This is a genomic window from Streptomyces sp. NPDC045431, assembly GCF_040646655.1.
In the GTDB taxonomy this organism is placed as follows: domain Bacteria; phylum Actinomycetota; class Actinomycetes; order Streptomycetales; family Streptomycetaceae; genus Streptomyces.
The window spans coordinates 49,561-66,375 of sequence record NZ_JBEZAQ010000020.1 but is presented as its reverse complement, the minus strand read 5'-3'; the positions used below and the strand labels follow the sequence as shown (position 1 = coordinate 66,375).

Below are 16,815 nucleotides of genomic sequence, written 5' to 3'. Positions count from 1 at the left end.
ACGCGTGACGATCGGCATTCTCGGCGGTATGGGGCCCCTGGCCACCGTCGACTTCTACCGCAAGGTGATCGACGTGACGCCGGCCGGCGTTGACCAGGACCACCTGCCGGTGGTGGTGTGGGCCGACCCGACGGTCCCGGACCGCTCGGCGGCCCTCACCGGGCGCGGGCCCGACCCGACGCCGTGGCTGGTGCGCGGGGCGCACCGGCTGGAGGCGATGGGAGCGCGGATCATCGCGACCCCGTGCAACACGGCGCACGCCTTCCTCGACTCCGTACGCACCAGCGTCCGCGTCCCGATGCTCGACATGATCGCGGAGACGGTGGCCGAGATCCGCTCCTGCCACCCGGACGTCACCTCGGTCGGGCTGCTCGCGACGACCGGGACGCTCCGGGCCGGGCTGTACCAACGCGGCCTGGAGGGCGAGGGCCTGCGGGTGGTCACGCCCACCACGCTCACCCAGGAGGAGTACGTGACCGGCGCGATCCGCCGGGTGAAGGCGGGCGAGGTGGACGCGGGCCCGGTGCGCCTCATCGAGCGGGCCGCCGAGGAACTGGCCGCCCGCGGCGCCGGGCTGCTCGTCGCGGGCTGCACCGAACTGCCCCTGCTGCTCGGCGAGACGAGCGCCGGCCTCCCGGTGGTCGACCCCACGTCGGTCCTGGCGCGGGCGACGGTCCGGGAGGCGCTGTCCGCGCCGACTGCGGCGGCGGTGTAGGGCGGGGCGATCGGCCCCGGCTGCTCAGGAGCGCGGGGCCACCTTCGACAGGCCGTTGATGATGCGGTCCATCGCGTCGCCGCCCGTCGGGTCGGTGAGGTTGGCGAGCATCTTCAGCGTGAACTTCATCAGCAGCGGGTGCGTCAGACCACGCTGCGTGGCGATCTTCATGACCTTCGGGTTGCCGATCAGCTTCACGAAGGCGCGGCCCAGCGTGTAGTAGCCGCCGTACGTGTCCTTGAGGATCTTCGGGTAGTTGTGCAGGGCCAGCTCCCGCTGGGCCGGGGTCGCGCGGGCGTGGGCCTGGACGATGACGTCGGCGGCGATCTGGCCGGACTCCATCGCGTACGCGATGCCCTCGCCGTTGAACGGGTTGACCAGGCCGCCCGCGTCGCCGACCAGCAGCAGGCCGCGCGTGTAGTGCGGCTGGCGGTTGAAGGCCATCGGCAGGGCGGCGCCGCGGATCGGGCCCGTCATGTTCTCGGGGACGTACCCCCAGTCCTCCGGCATGGAGGCGCACCACGCCTTCAGCACCTCGCGCCAGTCCAGCTCCTTGAAGGAGTCGGAGGTGTTGAGGACGCCGAGGCCGACGTTGGAGGTGCCGTCGCCCATGCCGAAGATCCAGCCGTAGCCGGGCAGCAGCCGGTCCTCGCCCGGGCCGCGCCGGTCCCACAGCTCCAGCCAGGACTCCAGGTAGTCGTCGTCGTGGCGCGGAGAGGTGAAGTACGTGCGGACGGCGACGCCCATCGGGCGGTCCTCGCGCCGGTGCAGGCCCATGGCGAGCGACAGGCGGGTGGAGTTGCCGTCGGCGGCGACGACGAGCGGCGCGTGGAAGGTGACGGGCGCCTTCTCCTCGCCGAGCTTGGCGTGGACGCCGGTGATGCGGCCGGTGCGCTCGTCGACGATCGGCGCGCCGACGTTGCAGCGCTCGTAGAGACGGGCGCCGGCCTTCTGCGCCTGGCGGGCGAGCTGCTCGTCGAAGTCGTCGCGCTTGCGCACCAGTCCGTAGTCCGGGTAGCTGGCGAGGTCCGGCCAGTCGAGCTGGAGCCGCACGCCGCCGCCGATGATGCGCAGGCCCTTGTTCCGCAGCCAGCCGGCCTCTTCGGAGATGTCGATGCCCATCGCGACCAGTTGCTTGGTGGCGCGGGGCGTGAGGCCGTCGCCGCAGACCTTCTCGCGCGGGAAGGCGGTCTTCTCCAGGAGGAGGACGTCGAGGCCCGCCTTGGCGAGGTAGTAGGCGGTGGTCGAACCGGCCGGGCCCGCCCCGACGACGATCACATCCGCTGTGTGTTCGGACAGGGACTGCTGCTCGGCCACGGCGGGTTCTCCCGAATACTCGAAATTGCGTACCGGACGGCACAGGTCATGTGCAGTCTAGGGGGACGTACCGATCAGCGACCCGAAGGGCCACCCCGATGACCGAGCTGCTCCCCGCCGCCGCCCCGCCCGTAGTCCGGCTGCGCGTGCCGACGGACGAGGACGCGTACGCCTGGCACCGGGTCTTCGACGACCCGGAGGTCATGGAGTTCTTCCAGGGCGGCCCGGCCGAGCTGTCCGTCTACCACGAGTTCACCGCCCGCCAGCGCCGGCACGACGCCGAGCGCGGCTTCTGCCTGTGGACGCTGCTGGACGAGGACGACGAGGTCATCGGCTTCACGGGCGCGCAGCCGTGGCCGCACTCCTGGGGCCCGGTCGGCGAGATAGAGATCGGCTGGCGGCTGGCCCGGTCCGCCTGGGGCAAGGGGTACGCGACGGCCGCCGCCCACGCGACGCTGGAGCGGCTGCGCGCGGCGGGCGTGGAGCGGGTGGTCGCCATGGTGAACACCCGCAACGCGCGCTCGGTGGCCGTGACGCGGCGGCTCGGCATGACGCGGGGCGAGACGTACGCCATTCCCGACAGTGGCGGCCAGGAGGGCTACTGCTTCCGCCTGGAGCTCTGACGCGCTGGAGCTCTGACGCTCAGGCCTTCGTGCCCCGGTGCAGGGCCACGATGCCGCCCGTCAGATCGCGCCACGCCACCTTCGACCAGCCGGCCCTCTGGAGCAGCCGGGCCAGCTCGGCCTGCTCGGGCCAGCTCTGGATGGACTCGGCGAGGTAGACGTACGCGTCCGGGTTGGACGAGACGGCGCGGGCGACCGGCGGCAGCGCGCGCATCAGGTACTCCTCGTACACCGTCCGGAAGGGCGCCCACGTCGGGTGGGAGAACTCGCAGATGACGACCCGTCCGCCCGGCTTGGTCACCCGGTACAGCTCGCGCAGCGCGGCGTCCGTGTCCTGGACGTTGCGCAGCCCGAAGGAGATGGTCACCGCGTCGAAGACCTCGTCCCGGAAGGGCAGCTTCGTCGCGTCGCCCGCCGTGAGCGGCAGCCACGGGTGGCGGCGCTTGCCCTCGCGGAGCATGCCCAGCGAGAAGTCGCACGGCACGACGTACGCGCCGGCCCGGGCGAACGGCAGCGAGGAGGTGCCGGTGCCCGCCGCGAGGTCGAGGACCTTCTGGCCGGGCCGGGCGTCGACCGCCTTGGCGACCTCCTTGCGCCACCGCCGGTCCTGGCCCAGCGAGAGCACGTCGTTCGTCAGGTCGTAGTTGGCCGCGACGTCGTCGAACATCGAGGCGACTTCGTGCGGCTGCTTGTCCAGGGATGCGCGGGTCACGCCCCCATTCAAGCAGGGGCCCTCCGGCGCTACGCGCGCCGGTGCACCAGCCGTCCGCCGATCACCGTGGCCACGCAGGTGGAGGCCCCGCGCCGGACGAGCTCCGCCCGGTCGGGCACGTCGAACACCGCGAACCGGGCGGGCCCGCCGACGCGGAGCCCCGGCAGCAGCACGAGCGGCACCGGGGAGAACGACACGGGCCCCCGCAGGGCCGCCGGGCGGGCCGCCAGGACGAGCCCGGCCCGCCGGACCGCGTCCAGGGCGGCCCGGCCGCGCAGTTCACCGGCGACGGCGACCGTGCCGTGCGCCAGCAACCGCTGCACCCCGCGCCGGGCACTGGCGCCCAGCCGGGACGGGTCGGCGCGGAAGAGGGCCCGCGCGCGCTCGCCGGTGATCGGCTGGGTGCCGAACTCGGCCGCCTCGCGCGGGTCGGGGTGGTAGGTGTGCTCCAGGATCTCGGGCCCGTACGGGTTGAGCAGCCCGGGCGTGAGGATGCCGGGCCACCGCCGCACCCGCGCGCGGGGTTCGACGGCGGCCAGCTCCTCGTACGGGCCGAGGGCGGCGAGGGACGCGCCGTCGACCAGGACGGCCGTCTCGGGCGTGGCCTCGGCGACGTGGAGGGTCAGCACGGCGGGCTCAGTTGGCGTTCAGCAGCTTGAGCTCGGGGTGGGCCGTGCCCCCCGCGATCGCCGTGGACGAGATGTGCGAGGCGACGCGGTCGTCGACCGGGTCGTTCGCCGGGTCGTCGTGGACGACGATGTGCTCGTACGTCGTCGTGCGCTGCGCCGGGACGCGGTCGGCGGTACGGATCATGTCGATCATCTCGCGCAGGTTGGAGCGGTGCTTCGCGCCCGCCGACGAGACGACGTTCTCCTCCAGCATGATCGAACCGAGGTCGTCCGCGCCGTAGTGCAGGGTCAGCTGGCCGATCTCCTTGCCGGTGGTCAGCCAGGAGCCCTGGATGTGGGCGATGTTGTCCATGAACAGCCGCGCGACGGCGATCATGCGCAGGTACTCGAAGAGCGTGGCCTGCGTGCGGCCCTTCAGGTGGTTGTTCTCGGGCTGGTACGTGTACGGGATGAAGGCGCGGAAGCCGCCCGTCCGGTCCTGCACGTCACGGATCATGCGCAGGTGCTCGATGCGCTCGGCGTTGGTCTCGCCCGTGCCCATGAGCATCGTGGAGGTGGACTCCACGCCCAGGTTGTGCGCGATCTCCATGATCTCCAGCCACCGCTCGCCGGACTCCTTCAGCGGGGCGATGGCCTTGCGCGGCCGCTCGGGCAGCAGCTCGGCGCCCGCGCCCGCGAAGGAGTCGAGGCCTGCGGCGTGGATGCGCTGGATGGCCTCCTCCACCGTCACCTTGGAGATCCGCGCCATGTGCTCGACCTCGGAGGCCCCGAGGGAGTGGATGACGAGCTGCGGGAACTCCTTCTTGATGGCCGCGAAGTGTTCCTCGTAGTACTCCACGCCGTAGTCCGGGTGGTGCCCGCCCTGGAACATGATCTGGGTGCCGCCGAGCTCCACCGTCTCCGCGCAGCGCCGCAGGATGTCGTCGAGGTCGCGGGTCCAGCCCTTGGCGGTGTCCTTCGGCGGCGCGTAGAAGGCGCAGAACTTGCACGCCGTGACGCACACGTTCGTGTAGTTGATGTTGCGCTCGATGATGTACGTCGCGATGTGCTCCGTACCGGCGTAGCGCCGCCGCCGCACCGCGTCCGCCGCCGCGCCGAGGGCGTGCAGCGGGGCCGACCGGTAGAGGTCGAGCGCCTCCTCGGGGGTGATCCGCCCACCCTCGGCGGCGCGGTCCAGGACGGACTGGAGGTCGGCCTTCTCGGTCACCGGATGTCACCTTTCGGCGGTTTTACAGGGCTTCAGGGGTGCTTCAGCGGCTTCAGTACGGACCGAACCAGCCTACGCCCGGGTCACCCGCCTACCTTGGTCAGGGTGCCGGTCGGCCGGCCCGCCGCCGCCTCGTCGGACCGGTAGGCGAGGGTGCCGTCGGCGGTGAGGGTGAAGGTCAGGGTGGCGGAGCTGCCGGTGCACAGGCCCGGCGACCCCGGCTTGGCCGGGTCCGTGCGGTCCACCACGGTGAGTTCGCCCGGCTTGACGGCGGTGAGCCTGCCGACGCTGTGGCACTCGACGGTCGTGGTGAGGACGGAGAGGGTGGTCGTCATCCGGACCACGTCCTGCCCGGTGCCTCCCCGGCTGAAGACGGCCGTCAGCTCGCCGTGCGGCAGGCCGTTGGCCTCCTGGGTGGGGCCCTTCCAGGTGCCGAGGAACTCCTTCGGGACGGCGGACGCGGAGGCGGGGGGCGCGGAGCCCTGTGCCGGGGGCTTGGCCGCGTTGCCGTTGCCACCGCCCTGTCCGGGCAGCAGGTCCAGCAGGAACGCGCCGCCGACCGTCACCGCCGCGAGCGCCCCCGCGAGCGTGAGGGCGACCGTGCAGCTGAGGCGGCGACCGCGGGCCGCGGTCGGCGGCGCGGGGTCGAGCGGCGGCCCGAAGACGCCCAGCGGACCGCCCGTGGAGGCGCCCGCGGAGCCGGGCGACGAGCTGCCGGGCGACGAGCCGGCCCCGGCGCCCGCCCCCGTGCCGGGCGCCGCGTCGTCCGGCGCGGGGCCCGGCGACGGCGGCTCGACCGCCGGGCCGCTGAACGGCACCGGACCCGACCGCACCCCGGCCGGGTCCGCCGCCGCCGGCTCCAGGTCCAGCAGCCGGACCGCCTCCCGGCTGAGCCGCGCCACCAGCGGGCCCGGCAGCCAGCCGCCCTCGACCAGCGCGGCCGCCCCGTCCGGGGCCAGCCGCCGGGCGAGCTCGGCGGGCGCCGGGCGGGCCGCCGGGTCCTTGGCCAGGCACGCGGCGACCAGGTCCCGCAGCTCACCGGTGAGGGCGCCGCCCAGCTCGGGCTGCTCGTGGACGACCTTGTAGAGGAGCGCCGCCGAGGAGTCGCCGGAGAACGGCGGCTCGCCGGTCGCCGCGTACGCGAGCACCGAGCCCAGCGAGAACACGTCCGCCGCGCCGCCCACGCCCTTGCCGAGGATCTGCTCGGGCGCCATGTAGCCCGGGGACCCGACGGACACGCCGGTGGAGGTGAGCGACGCGGTGCCGTCCGTCGCCCGCGCTATGCCGAAGTCGATCAGCCGCGGCCCCTCGACGGTCAGCAGGACGTTCGACGGCTTCACGTCGCGGTGGACGAGCCCGAGCCCGTGCACGGCCTCCAGCGCCTCGGCGAGTCCGGATCCCAGCGCCCGTACCGTGTGCGGCGGCAGCGGGCCGTGCTCGGTGACCGCGCGGGCGAGCGAGGGCCCGGCCACGTACGCCGTCGCGACCCAGGGCACGGGCGCCTCCGGGTCCGCGTCGAGCACGGGTGCGGTCCACCGCGCTCCCACGCGCCGGGCCGCTTCCACCTCGCGGCGGAACCGCGCCCGGAACTCCTCGTCCAGCGCGAAGTGCGGGTGCACGACCTTCACGGCGACGGTACGGCCGCCCTCGCTCCGCGCGAGGTACACCCGTCCCATACCGCCCGCCCCGAGCCTGCCGAGCAGCCGGTACGGGCCGATGGCCCCCGGTTCGCCGGCTTCCAACGGCTGCATGCGAGCCCCCCGTTCCCGTACGCCTCGTTCCGCTACGTCGTCGACAGCAGGGTAGAGGGCGGTGATTCGACGGGGGCGGTGGATTCCGGGGCCGCGAATTCCCGCGGCCCCCTTCCCGGAAATGTCACTCCGTACGCAGCAACTCGACCCGCACATCCGCGGGAAAGCCGGTCGTCGGCCCGGTCCTGCGGGCGAACTCGCGTACACCCGCCAGCTGTTCCGCCCCCAAACGGAAGTCGAGCGTCGTGAAATACCGCTCCAGCAGCGCCGCGTCGAAGGTCTCCCAGCGCGCCGCCTGTTCGGCCACCTTCACGACCTCCTTCAACGACAGGTCGCGCGAGGCGAGAAACGCCTCGTGGACCCGACGCGTCACTTCCGGCTCACGCGCCAGATATTCCTTGCGCACGGCCCACACCGCGAAGACGAACGGCAGCCCCGTCCATTCCTTCCACAGCTGCCCCAGGTCATGGACATGAAGGCCGAGTCGCGGCGCGTCCTGCAGCGAGGCGCGCAGCGCCGCGTCCCCGATCAGGACGGCCGCGTCCGCCTCGCGCATCATCAGGCCGAGGTCCGGCGGGCAGGTGTAGTAGTCGGGCGCCACGCCGTACCGCTCGGCGAGCAGCAGCTGCGCCAGGCGCACGGACGTACGGGAGGTCGAGCCGAGCGCGACGCGCGCCCCGTCCAGCTCCTCCAGCGGCCGCTGCGAGACGATCACGCAGGACATGACGGGGCCGTCGCAGCCGACCGCGAGGTCGGGAAAGGCGACCAGGTCGTCGGCGTTGCGCAGGAACTCGACGAGGGTGATCGGGGCGATGTCGAGATCGCCGTCCACCAGCTGCTCGCTGAGCTTCTCCGGGGTGTCCTTCGTGAGCTCGAGATCGAGAAGCGTTCCGGTGCGGGCGAGTCCCCAGTACAGGGGCACGCAGTTCAGGAACTGAATGTGACCGACGCGCGGCCGGTTCGGCTGCTGTCGCTGCTGCTGCCCGTGGTGACAGTCGGTTGAATTGTCCACATCGCGAGGCTAGACCCGCGCGGCGCGGCAGGCGTCAGGGGGTGCCGGGCGTCAGCGTCCGTGAAAGGTTCAAACCTCCGAGTGAAGTGATCTTTACCTCTACCGCTTCCCGGTGGCCGCGTGCTAGGCTCGGCGCAAGTTGCAGTTTGGTTTCCCTTGCAGTACAGAGCCTGCGGAGCATGTGACCCGCAGGCTTTTGTAGTTTTCAGACTTCTTTGCAGGTTCTGGAGCAGGGCAACCCTTTGGCCCATAGGAGGGCTTATGGCTACCGGAACCGTCAAGTGGTTCAACGCTGAAAAGGGCTTCGGCTTCATCGCCCAGGACGGCGGCGGCCCGGATGTCTTCGTACACTACTCCGCGATCAACGCCTCTGGTTTCCGCTCCCTCGAGGAGAACCAGGTCGTGAACTTCGACGTCACCCAGGGCCCCAAGGGCCCGCAGGCGGAGAACGTCACCCCGGCCTAGTTGCCCGGGTCGGCGATCGCGCACGACTTAAGCAGTACCCAAGGAGCTTCTTCCCGTGACCAGGCGGTCACGGGAAGGGGCTCCTGCCTTTTTCACCCCCCGAAGCCATGACGCGTCCGTACGATCGAAGACATGACGGATCGCAAACCGCCCGGCGTCAGCTTCGAGTCATGGGTCGACCGGCAGATCCGCGAAGCGCAGGAGCGGGGCGACTTCGAGCACCTCGACGGCTTCGGCAAGCCGCTGCCGGACGACACCGCGCCGTACGACGAGACGTGGTGGGTCAAGGGCAAGATGCACCGCGAGGGCATCGCGCCCGTCCTGCCGCCCGCGCTCGCGCTCCGCAAGGAGGCCGAGGACGCCCGGGAGGCTGCGGGGCGGGCGGCGAGCGAGGCGCAGGTGCGGCGGATCGTCGCGGAGATCAACGAGAAGATCGAGGCGGCGCTGCGCCGCCCGCCCGCGGGCCCACCGCTGCGGCTGGCGCCGCTCGACGCGGAGGAACTGGTACGGGAGTGGCGCGCGGGCCGCGACGGCTAGGACGTGACCGTGCGCGGCTACGCCGCGTACCCGCTCGGCGCTCAGCGCTCAGGCCCAGCGCTCGGCGCGCTCCGCGGGGAGGGCCCGCAGGCCGCCGCCTTGTGGGTCCGCCGCGACGCGCAGCCCGTACGCGCGGCTGATCCGGTCGAGGGTCTCCCGCAGCCACGCGCGGTCCGCGCCCGTCGCGGGCCGCAGGCGCATCCGCCGGGGGCACAGGACCGCCATCCGCAGGCCGGCGAGGCGGCCGGTGTCCGGCTCCAGCGAGGCGAAGCAGGCCAGGCGCAGGTCGTCGCGGTACTGCTCGTAGCCGGTGATGCCCTCGTAGTCGTCGATGAAGTCCCCGCAGCCGTACAGGACCAGGTGGCCCCGGTACAGCTCCAGCGGGCGCGGGTGGTGCGAGGAGTGCCCGTGTACGAGGTCGACGCCGGCGTCGATCAGCGCGTGGGCGAACCGGGTCTGGGCGCGCGGGACGCCGTAGCCCCAGTTGGAGCCCCAGTGGACGGAGACGACGGCCACGTCGCCCGGTCGTTTCGCCTCCCGGACGCGGTGGCCCAGCGCCGCGGCGGCGGCGTCGGAGGGCTCGGCGACGTAGTGGACCCCCGGCGTGTCCTCGCCGGCCGCCCATGCGGAGGGGACGCCGCTGGAGGACATGGAGAGGGCGAAGACCAGCACCCGGCCGCCGCCGGGCAGGGGGACGACGGCGGGGCGGCGCGCCCCGGCCGCGTTCCGCCCGGCGCCCGCCGTCCGCAGCCCGGCACCGGCCAGCGAGTCGAGCGTCTCCTGCAGGCCGCGCCGCCCGAAGTCGAGGACGTGGTTGTTGGCGAGCACGCACACGTCGGGGCGGGCGGCGGCGAGGCACGGCAGGTTGTCGGGGTTCATGCGGTAGAGGACCGCCTTGCCGTGCTCGCGGTCGTCGCTGCGCGTGACGCTGGTCTCCAGGTTCACGATGCGGGCGTGCGGTGCGGCGTCGTCGAGCACCGCCAGGGCGTCGCCCCACGGCCAGGCCGGGTCGACCGGCCGCGGGATCGGGCCGCTGACCGCCTCGGCGAGCTCGACGTAGGCGCGGGCGTCGCGGATGTACTCCTCCCACAGGGTGGGGTCCGAGGGGTGGGGGAGGATCTGGTCGACGCCGCGCCCGAGCATCACATCGCCGCAGAGGAACAGCGTCAGCGTGTCCCCGCGCATGCCTCCACGCTACCGCCGCGCCCCGTCGCCGCCCCTCTGCCGCGGGGCCGCGGGGGCCGCGGGGGCCGGGCGCCAGAGGGCCAAGGGGCCCTCCTACGCCTTCCGTGCGCGCACGCGGTAGCGCAGGTGCGTGACGCCCTTGCCCTCGGCGATGGACAGCGGCCCCTCCAGTTCGTACGGGGCGCCCTTGAGGTCCGTGAAGAACGGCGTTCCGCCGCCGAGCAGGACCGGGATCAGGTCCACTCCCACCTCGTCGAGCAGCCCCGCGTCGAGGCACTGCTGGGCGATGGTGCCGCCGTTGACCCCGACGTGCCGGCCGTCCCCGGCGAGTTCGCGGGCGAGTGCGACCGCGCGCTCCACCCCTTCGGTGACGAAGTGGAAGGGGGCGCCCTCGCGGGGCCAGCCGTCCGGCACCGCGTGCGTGACGACCACGACGGGCACGCCCATGGGGTGGTTGCCGCCCCAGCCGCCGGTCAGGTCGAACAGCTTCCGGCCGACGACGAGCGCCCCCGTCTCTCTGACGAGCCGCCGCCAGTGGGTGGCGCTCACCTCGGTCATGCGCAGGGTCATCCCGGGGTCCGCGGTCTCGACGGTGACCTCGCCGTTCCCGTACCAGGCGAACAGCTTGTCGAAGCCGGTCTCCTCGGGCCCGGAGATAAAGCCGTCGAGGGACATGCTGGCGCCGGTGTACACCTTGGTCGTCATCGGTCTGCGCGCTCCTTGTCTGCGTGGCGGGGATCGCCGTCACAGGAGAGACCGGTGCGCCGCGCGAAAATCATCGGTACGGGGACGGGGACATGACACCGAGATCCACTCTGCTCGACTACGACGGGGAGGCCGGGGAGTACGACGCCTCCCGGGGCGGTGAGCCGCGGGCGCGGGCGGCCGCCGAAGCGCTCGAGCGGCTGCTGCCCGAGGGGCCGGGCACGGTACTGGACGTCGCGTGCGGCACCGGCATCGTCACCCGCAGGCTGGCCCGCCCCGGCCGCATGGTGCTCGGCGTGGACCGCTCCCCCGGCATGCTGCGGCTCGCCGCCCGCCGGCACCCGGGCCGTGTCGCCCTCGGCGACGCCACCCGCCTGCCCGTGGGCACGGGCGCCGTCGACGCCGTCACGCTCGTCTGGCTGCTGCACCTGCTGCCCGACGCGACGCCCGTGCTCGCCGAGGCGCGGCGGGTGCTGCGGCCCGGCGGCGTCCTCATCACGACGGTGGACAAGGACGACGCGTACTTCACGGAGGACAGCGACATCGCCGAGGTGACGGCCCCGCTGCGGCGGGCGTACGCGCCACGCGTGCCGGACCACTCCGGCCGCGTCCTGGGCTGGGCCGCCCGGCACGGCCTGCGCCTCGTGGGCGAGACCACGTTCCCCGGTACGGGCCAGGGCCGCAGCCCCCGCACCTGGCGGGAGCGGATCACCGGGGGCCACATCCCGTGGAGCGCCGCGGCGGAGCCGGGCGACGCAGCCGAGGTGTGCCGCGGGCTGGCCTCGCTCCCGGAGCAGGAGACCCCGCGGCCGGACCCGCGCTACCGGCTCATCGCGCTCGCCCGGGAGCGGTGACGCGTGCGCCCGGCTCAGGACGGCGGAAGCGCCATCACCATGACCGCCTCGAACTCCTCGACCGACCGCACCCTCGCCCCCGTCTTGCTCGCCGCCTGGCCGCGCAGCACGGCGACGGGCCCCCGAGAGGACGCGAAGCTCTCCTGGTCGGCGTAGATGGCGCCCACCTGCGCCTCGCCCGCGGCGCGGTCGAGGAGCAGCGCCCCGCCCTGGAAGCCGGGCATCTCCTGGAGCTTGGGCAGCGCGCCGTTCTCGAAGGCGTCGACCAGCAGGTCCGCGCGCGACGGGTCGAACTGCATCCGGATCATCCGGAAGCGGGCCCCCTCACCGACCGACTCGGGGCGCGTCGCGACCGCGGCCTCCCAGGTGTCGACGGTCATGGTCGTCGCGAAGGGCGCCAGCATCTCGGTCCGCAGCTCGCCCATCCGTTCGGCGCTCGCCCGCAGGGCCTCCTCGTCGTCCCACCACGTACCGGTCAGCAGCTTCCCGACCTCCCGGTCCACGAACAGGCCCGCGCCGCGGAAGCCGGGCTCGCGCTCCAGCGGCTGCCTGCCTTCCGTGGTCATCCTCCGTACGGCCTCGTCGAGCTTGGCCGGATCTCCCGTCGCATACGTCGTACGAACGAACATGGCGCCCTTTCTCGGCTGGATCGGGGGGCCGGGTCAGAGGGATCGAGGCTCCCCCGTCCATGCGAAAGCCGGTGTGGGCGGGCGGCAAGGGGGCGCGGGCGTTCGGGTGAGCCGTGCCGCCGGCGGCAGCGCCGGGCGGTGCGTCGGCCGAAGAACCAGCCCGTCCGTGGCGGGTGCCGTTACCAGGTGTGCGCGACGTCGATGATCAGCTTGTCGTCCCACTGCGTCACGCGGAACGGCAGGCGCGCCCGGACGCCGAGGCCGATCTGCGTCTGCCCCTCGAAACTCACCGCGAACCGGGTGTCCCGGAAGGTCTGGTAGCCGGTGAGGTCCACGCCCGGGAGCGGTTGGCCGGCCCGGCCGCCGTAGGTCGGCTTCATCGTGTCCGGGTCGTAGCTGGGCGAGGACACGTAGATCTGCAGGATGGCGCCGCCCTTGACCGGTATGGGCTCGCCGGAGGCGTCCTGGTGGAGGGTGTCGACGTAGCCGACGTGATAGCGGAGCTTGCCGGTCACGCCGCCGGTGTCCACCACCATGCGATCGAAGCACGGGGACTGGCCGGTCCTGATCGACGTCAGGGGCCGGGCCGTCTCCGTCCCGGCCGACTTCGCGAGGCTTCCCCAGCCGGTCGGGCAGGTCGTCGTGGTGCTGGTCGCGGCACGCGCGCTCGCGCTCTCGCGGGCCTCGGCCGTCCCCGTCACGCCCGCCACCGTCGCGGCCGTGAGGAGGAACATCGCAGCGGTCTTCAACGCTCCCATGAGCTTTCCTCCCAGAATGTTCGATGTACACCATCCGACCAGGTGGCGAATCGTCCCGGCAAACCCGGTGACGTCAACCGGCCAGCCCACTGACCTGGAACAGCCGGATGGTACGGAGCGGGGAGCCCTCCGGAGGAGGAAGGACAGCTTCGTCCTGGTGCGGGTGAGGCTGTGGTTTCGAGGAAGTGTGAAAAGTCCTGCCAACGGATGGGTGCTCCTCTGGAGGAAGGCCCGCCCGTGACTGACCGAAAACGTGCTGCGGTACACGGCGTACAGGAACCGGCGTCCTCAGCCGCGTCGCGTCAGCGGGACGGTGACCAGCGTTCCCCGTCCATGAGGCTCCCGAGCCCGGTCCAGGCGAAGTTCATCAGCGTCGCCGCCGCCTCCTTCGCGCAGACGCCCGGTGTCTCGTTGGCCCACCCGGCGAGCGACTCGGCCGCGCCGACCAGCGCCTGGGCGAGGCCCGCCGCGTCCCGCTCGCCGAACGACGGTTCCTGGCGCGCCTCGCGCGCCGCCGCCCCGATCAGGCCCGTCACGAAGGCCGTGATGTCGTCGCGCAGCGCGGCCACCTCCCCCGCGAACGGCTCCCCGTGCGTACGCGCCTGCCGGTGCAGGATCGCCCAGCCGTCCGGGTTCTCGGCGGTGTGGGTGAAGAACGCCGTGAGCCCCGCCCACAGTTGGCGGTCCGCCGGCAGTCCGGGCCGTACGGCGGCGCGGACGGCCGCGGTCAGCGCGGCGGCCTCGCGGCGGATGCACGCCGTGAAGAGCTCCTCCTTGGAGTTCAGGTAGAGGTACACCAAGGGCTTGGACACTCCGGCCAGTTCGGCTATCTCGTCCATGGAGGCCGCCCGGTAGCCGCGCTGCCCGAAGGTCCGTACCGCCGCGTCCATCATCTGCCGTTCGCGCACGGCCCGCGGCATCCGCGTCGGCTTCGCACCTGTGCCTCTCACGGCCCCCACCTCCTGTTTTCCGGTGGCGCACAGCCTAAGTGCCCCTGGTCCAGAGATGGACCAGGGGCACTGTCGGCGGGCGGGATGGTGATGCGGGGGCCGCGCGGGGAGTGTTACGCGGCGACCGGCACGGCCACCTTCTGCTCGGCCTCGCGCACCTCGCGCTCCTCCACGGGCGAACCCGAGGCGGAGTTGTACGCGTCGAGGTCGAGGATCTTCTCGCGGGCGGCGACGATGACCGGGACGAGCGCCTGACCGGCGACGTTCGTGGCCGTACGCATCATGTCGAGGACCGGGTCGATGGCCATCAGCAGACCCACGCCCTCCAGCGGCAGGCCCAGCGTGGAGAGGGTCAGCGTCAGCATGACCGTCGCGCCGGTGAGGCCCGCGGTGGCGGCGGAGCCGACGACCGAGACGAACGCGATCAGCAGGTAGTCCTGGATGCCCAGCTGGACGTCGAAGATCTGCGCGATGAAGATCGCCGCGAGCGCCGGATAGATCGCGGCGCAGCCGTCCATCTTGGTCGTGGCGCCGAACGGCACGGCGAAGGAGGTGTACTCCTTCGGCACGCCCAGGCGCTCGGTGACCTTGACGGTGACCGGCATGGTGCCGACGGACGAGCGGGAGACGAAGGCCAGCTGGATGGCGGGCCAGGCGCCCTTGAAGAACTGGAGCGGGTTCACCTTGGCGACGGTCGCCAGCAGCAGCGGGTACACACCGAAGAGCACCAGCGCGCAGCCGATGTAGACGTCGGCGGTGAAGGTGGCGTACTTGCCGATCAGGTCCCAGCCGTACTCGGCGATGGCGTACCCGATGAGGCCGACGGTGCCGACCGGCGCGAGGCGGATGACCCACCACAGGGCCTTCTGGAGCAGCTCCAGGACGGACTCGCTGAGGGTGAGGATCGGCTGGGCCTTCTCACCGAGCTTGAGCGCGGCGATACCGGCGACGGCGGCCATGAAGACGATCTGCAGGACGTTCAGCTCCGTGAAGGGCGTGATGACGTCCGTCGGGATGATGCCGGTGAGGAAGTCCAGCCAGGAGCCGGCCTTCTCGGGCAGCTTGCCGTCCTTCGGGGTCAGGCCGGTGCCCGCGCCCGGGTTGGTGAGCAGGCCGATCACCAGGCCGATGGCCACGGCGATCAGCGACGTGATCATGAACCAGAGCAGGGTGCGGGTGGCCAGGCGCGCGGCGTTGTTGACCTTCCGCAGGTTGGTGATGGACACCAGGATCGCGAAGAAGACCAGCGGCGCGACGGCCAGCTTCAGCAGCTGGACGAAGATGTGGCCGACCTTGTCGAGGGTGGTGTGCAGCCACTGCACGTCGTAGCTGCGGGTGAGCCAGCCGAGGACGACGCCGAGGACCAGACCGGCGACGATCTGGACCCAGAAGGGGACCTTGGGTATGCGGGAGGCGCGCTGGGCGGGGGATTCGGTGCTCGCGGAGGCGGACACGGACACACTCCAGTGGGGCGTATCGGGGAATACGGGACAGGGGTGAGGGGTGCGACGCACGCGCGCTACGGGCGGCGCCGCTGCATGATGCCGGGGTCAGATTTCGCGGCAACAGACCGCGGACATACAGCAGCACAGGTCGACATGCAGGCGCGCCACGAGCGGGGGGCTCATGGCTTCACGGGGGCGCACAGCTGTCTTCACGCCGAACACGTTAACACTTGAACTTTGAGGTCCTCAAAGCACTTCTTTGGGGTGAGGGCCTCCCGGAAACGCCAACGCCCCCGTCCGAAGCGTGGCTTCGGCACGGGGGCGGGTACGGGCGCGTGCGGAGTATGAGCTACCTCACGGCGCGTGCGTCACTGGGCGGTGGCGTCCTCCTGGGACCGGCTGGACTCCAGCCGCGCCTTCATGGTGTCGACCTTCGGGGCGATCTGCTCGGACATCGCGTCCCGCTGCTTGCGCAGCAGCACGAAGCTGAGCGGCCCGGACATCACGATCGACAGCAGGAGCACCCACAGCAGGTTCGAGTCACCGAGCCCGCGCGGCAGCACACCGACGTACACCAGGCCCCACAGGGCGAGGAAGCAACCGACGAAGATGCCGAAGCGCATCAGGGTGTAGCGGATGGTGGCGCTCGTCCAGGCGGCAGCGGACACGGCGGGCCTTCCTTCTTCCTGCTCTGCTCTCTTCGCTTACGTGCGCATCAAGTGAAGCATGCGCCCTTTGGATCATTTCAGGGGGTGAGGGAAGCGGGCGCTCCGGCGGCGCGCTGCAACGGCAGGTACATGATGACGTCGTCGCGGTCGTCGCCCTCCGCGACCCGGATCGCGCCGGGCACGCGCCCCACCTCCTGGTACCCGCAGGCGGCGTAGAACCGGTCGGCGCCGGTGCCGCCGCGGCACGCCAGCCGTATCGCCTCGATGCCGTCGAAGCCGCGCACCGCCTCCTCGACCGCCGCCATCAGCGCGCGCCCGTACCCCTTGCCCTGGTGCTTGGGGTGCACCATCACCGTGTAGACCCACACCCAGTGCTGCATCAGCCGGTGCGTGTTGTACGAGACGAAGGCCGTGGCGGCGAGCGCGCCGTCCTCGTCGTACCCGGCCAGCAGCCGCATCCGGCCGGCCTCCAGCGCGGCGAGCTGGCTCACCCACTGGGGCAGGATGTCGTCGGTCGTCACGGGCGGTACGAAGCCGACGGCGCCGCCGGCGTTGGTGACGTCCGCCCACAGGGCGAGGACGCCGTCACGCAGGGCGGGCTCGATGCGCGGGTCGAGAACGAAGGTCAACGGCATGCCTTCGACGATAAACGC

The 16,815-nt window shown here is 72.3% G+C and carries 19 protein-coding genes; 5 read left to right on the top strand and 14 right to left on the bottom strand.

Going from position 1 to position 16,815, the window contains the following annotated elements; translation table 11 throughout:
* The first annotated feature begins 4 nt into the window (after window positions 1-4).
* Window positions 5-715, top strand: a complete 711-nt coding sequence (locus AB0A69_RS29300) for an amino acid racemase (RefSeq protein WP_361428288.1) — start codon at window positions 5-7, stop codon at window positions 713-715.
* Between the two features lie 24 nt (window positions 716-739).
* Here the strand turns inward: AB0A69_RS29300 and AB0A69_RS29295 are convergent, their stop codons facing one another.
* Entirely contained in the window at window positions 740-2,032 is a 1,293-nt protein-coding gene (locus AB0A69_RS29295; RefSeq protein WP_361428286.1) for a geranylgeranyl reductase family protein, read from the bottom strand.
* Window positions 2,033-2,130: 98 nt separating this feature from the next.
* Between AB0A69_RS29295 and AB0A69_RS29290 the strand changes: the two genes are divergently transcribed.
* Window positions 2,131-2,655: a GNAT family N-acetyltransferase gene (locus AB0A69_RS29290; RefSeq protein ID WP_361428284.1), complete on the top strand. Its 525-nt coding sequence runs from the start codon at window positions 2,131-2,133 to the stop codon at window positions 2,653-2,655.
* 19 nt (window positions 2,656-2,674) lie between these two features.
* On the opposite strand, the gene AB0A69_RS29285 is transcribed toward AB0A69_RS29290, so the two are convergent.
* The 5 genes from AB0A69_RS29285 to AB0A69_RS29265 form a co-directional block, all read right to left on the bottom strand.
* Window positions 2,675-3,367, bottom strand: a complete 693-nt coding sequence (locus AB0A69_RS29285) for a demethylmenaquinone methyltransferase (RefSeq protein ID WP_361428282.1) — start codon at window positions 3,365-3,367, stop codon at window positions 2,675-2,677.
* A 29-nt stretch (window positions 3,368-3,396) separates the two neighbouring features.
* Window positions 3,397-3,996: a hypothetical protein gene (locus AB0A69_RS29280; RefSeq protein WP_361428280.1), complete on the bottom strand. Its 600-nt coding sequence runs from the start codon at window positions 3,994-3,996 to the stop codon at window positions 3,397-3,399.
* 7 nt (window positions 3,997-4,003) lie between these two features.
* Entirely contained in the window at window positions 4,004-5,203 is a 1,200-nt protein-coding gene (gene mqnC, locus AB0A69_RS29275; protein ID WP_361428278.1) for a cyclic dehypoxanthinyl futalosine synthase, read from the bottom strand.
* An 83-nt stretch (window positions 5,204-5,286) separates the two neighbouring features.
* The gene (locus AB0A69_RS29270) at window positions 5,287-6,954 is read right to left on the bottom strand and encodes a serine/threonine-protein kinase (RefSeq protein ID WP_361428276.1); all 1,668 of its coding nucleotides are present in this window, start codon (window positions 6,952-6,954) and stop codon (window positions 5,287-5,289) included.
* 124 nt (window positions 6,955-7,078) lie between these two features.
* A complete protein-coding gene (locus tag AB0A69_RS29265; protein ID WP_361428274.1) occupies window positions 7,079-7,966 on the bottom strand; it encodes a menaquinone biosynthesis protein in 888 nt (295 codons plus the stop codon).
* Window positions 7,967-8,227: 261 nt separating this feature from the next.
* Between AB0A69_RS29265 and AB0A69_RS29260 the strand changes: the two genes are divergently transcribed.
* Window positions 8,228-8,431 carry a cold-shock protein gene (locus tag AB0A69_RS29260; RefSeq protein WP_003967102.1) on the top strand — a complete coding sequence of 68 codons (204 nt, stop codon included), beginning with the start codon at window positions 8,228-8,230 and terminating at the stop codon, window positions 8,429-8,431.
* A 132-nt stretch (window positions 8,432-8,563) separates the two neighbouring features.
* Window positions 8,564-8,968 carry a DUF1992 domain-containing protein gene (locus AB0A69_RS29255; protein ID WP_361428272.1) on the top strand — a complete coding sequence of 135 codons (405 nt, stop codon included), beginning with the start codon at window positions 8,564-8,566 and terminating at the stop codon, window positions 8,966-8,968.
* Window positions 8,969-9,016: 48 nt separating this feature from the next.
* Here AB0A69_RS29255 and AB0A69_RS29250 read toward each other — a convergent pair whose 3' ends face one another.
* Window positions 9,017-10,153 carry a CapA family protein gene (locus AB0A69_RS29250; RefSeq protein WP_361428270.1) on the bottom strand — a complete coding sequence of 379 codons (1,137 nt, stop codon included), beginning with the start codon at window positions 10,151-10,153 and terminating at the stop codon, window positions 9,017-9,019.
* Between the two features lie 93 nt (window positions 10,154-10,246).
* Window positions 10,247-10,858: a dihydrofolate reductase family protein gene (locus tag AB0A69_RS29245; protein WP_361428268.1), complete on the bottom strand. Its 612-nt coding sequence runs from the start codon at window positions 10,856-10,858 to the stop codon at window positions 10,247-10,249.
* A 110-nt stretch (window positions 10,859-10,968) separates the two neighbouring features.
* Between AB0A69_RS29245 and AB0A69_RS29240 the strand changes: the two genes are divergently transcribed.
* Window positions 10,969-11,712, top strand: coding sequence for a class I SAM-dependent methyltransferase (locus AB0A69_RS29240; protein WP_361428342.1), 744 nt, complete (start codon window positions 10,969-10,971; stop codon window positions 11,710-11,712).
* A 14-nt stretch (window positions 11,713-11,726) separates the two neighbouring features.
* On the opposite strand, the gene AB0A69_RS29235 is transcribed toward AB0A69_RS29240, so the two are convergent.
* The 6 genes from AB0A69_RS29235 to AB0A69_RS29210 all read right to left on the bottom strand — a co-directional run bounded on the left by AB0A69_RS29235 (window position 11,727) and on the right by AB0A69_RS29210 (window position 16,797).
* The gene (locus AB0A69_RS29235) at window positions 11,727-12,341 is read right to left on the bottom strand and encodes an antibiotic biosynthesis monooxygenase (RefSeq protein ID WP_361428266.1); all 615 of its coding nucleotides are present in this window, start codon (window positions 12,339-12,341) and stop codon (window positions 11,727-11,729) included.
* 179 nt (window positions 12,342-12,520) lie between these two features.
* The gene (locus AB0A69_RS29230; protein ID WP_361428265.1) at window positions 12,521-13,099 is read right to left on the bottom strand and encodes a hypothetical protein; all 579 of its coding nucleotides are present in this window, start codon (window positions 13,097-13,099) and stop codon (window positions 12,521-12,523) included.
* A gap of 302 nt (window positions 13,100-13,401) precedes the next feature.
* Window positions 13,402-14,019: a TetR/AcrR family transcriptional regulator gene (locus AB0A69_RS29225; RefSeq protein ID WP_361428340.1), complete on the bottom strand. Its 618-nt coding sequence runs from the start codon at window positions 14,017-14,019 to the stop codon at window positions 13,402-13,404.
* 143 nt (window positions 14,020-14,162) lie between these two features.
* A complete protein-coding gene (locus AB0A69_RS29220) occupies window positions 14,163-15,509 on the bottom strand; it encodes a dicarboxylate/amino acid:cation symporter (RefSeq protein ID WP_361428263.1) in 1,347 nt (448 codons plus the stop codon).
* 353 nt (window positions 15,510-15,862) lie between these two features.
* Complete coding sequence (locus tag AB0A69_RS29215; RefSeq protein WP_361428261.1) at window positions 15,863-16,162, bottom strand: DUF4229 domain-containing protein; 300 nt, start codon at window positions 16,160-16,162, stop codon at window positions 15,863-15,865.
* Between the two features lie 77 nt (window positions 16,163-16,239).
* Window positions 16,240-16,797, bottom strand: coding sequence for a GNAT family N-acetyltransferase (locus AB0A69_RS29210; RefSeq protein WP_361428259.1), 558 nt, complete (start codon window positions 16,795-16,797; stop codon window positions 16,240-16,242).
* Window positions 16,798-16,815: the final 18 nt, after the last annotated feature.

Bases quoted from the DNA above. Each gene is read 5' to 3' on its own strand.
- AB0A69_RS29290 (WP_361428284.1), top strand. From the start codon at position 2,131: ATGACCGAGCTGCTCCCCGCCGCCGCCCCGCCCGTAGTCCGGCTGCGC.
- AB0A69_RS29270 (WP_361428276.1), bottom strand. From the start codon at position 6,954: ATGCAGCCGTTGGAAGCCGGCGAACCGGGGGCCATCGGCCCGTACCGG.
- AB0A69_RS29260 (WP_003967102.1), top strand. From the start codon at position 8,228: ATGGCTACCGGAACCGTCAAGTGGTTCAACGCTGAAAAGGGCTTCGGC.
- AB0A69_RS29255 (WP_361428272.1), top strand. From the start codon at position 8,564: ATGACGGATCGCAAACCGCCCGGCGTCAGCTTCGAGTCATGGGTCGAC.
- AB0A69_RS29250 (WP_361428270.1), bottom strand. From the start codon at position 10,153: ATGCGCGGGGACACGCTGACGCTGTTCCTCTGCGGCGATGTGATGCTC.
- AB0A69_RS29245 (WP_361428268.1), bottom strand. From the start codon at position 10,858: ATGACGACCAAGGTGTACACCGGCGCCAGCATGTCCCTCGACGGCTTT.
- AB0A69_RS29235 (WP_361428266.1), bottom strand. From the start codon at position 12,341: ATGTTCGTTCGTACGACGTATGCGACGGGAGATCCGGCCAAGCTCGAC.
- AB0A69_RS29230 (WP_361428265.1), bottom strand. From the start codon at position 13,099: ATGGGAGCGTTGAAGACCGCTGCGATGTTCCTCCTCACGGCCGCGACG.
- AB0A69_RS29225 (WP_361428340.1), bottom strand. From the start codon at position 14,019: ATGCCGCGGGCCGTGCGCGAACGGCAGATGATGGACGCGGCGGTACGG.
- AB0A69_RS29210 (WP_361428259.1), bottom strand. From the start codon at position 16,797: ATGCCGTTGACCTTCGTTCTCGACCCGCGCATCGAGCCCGCCCTGCGT.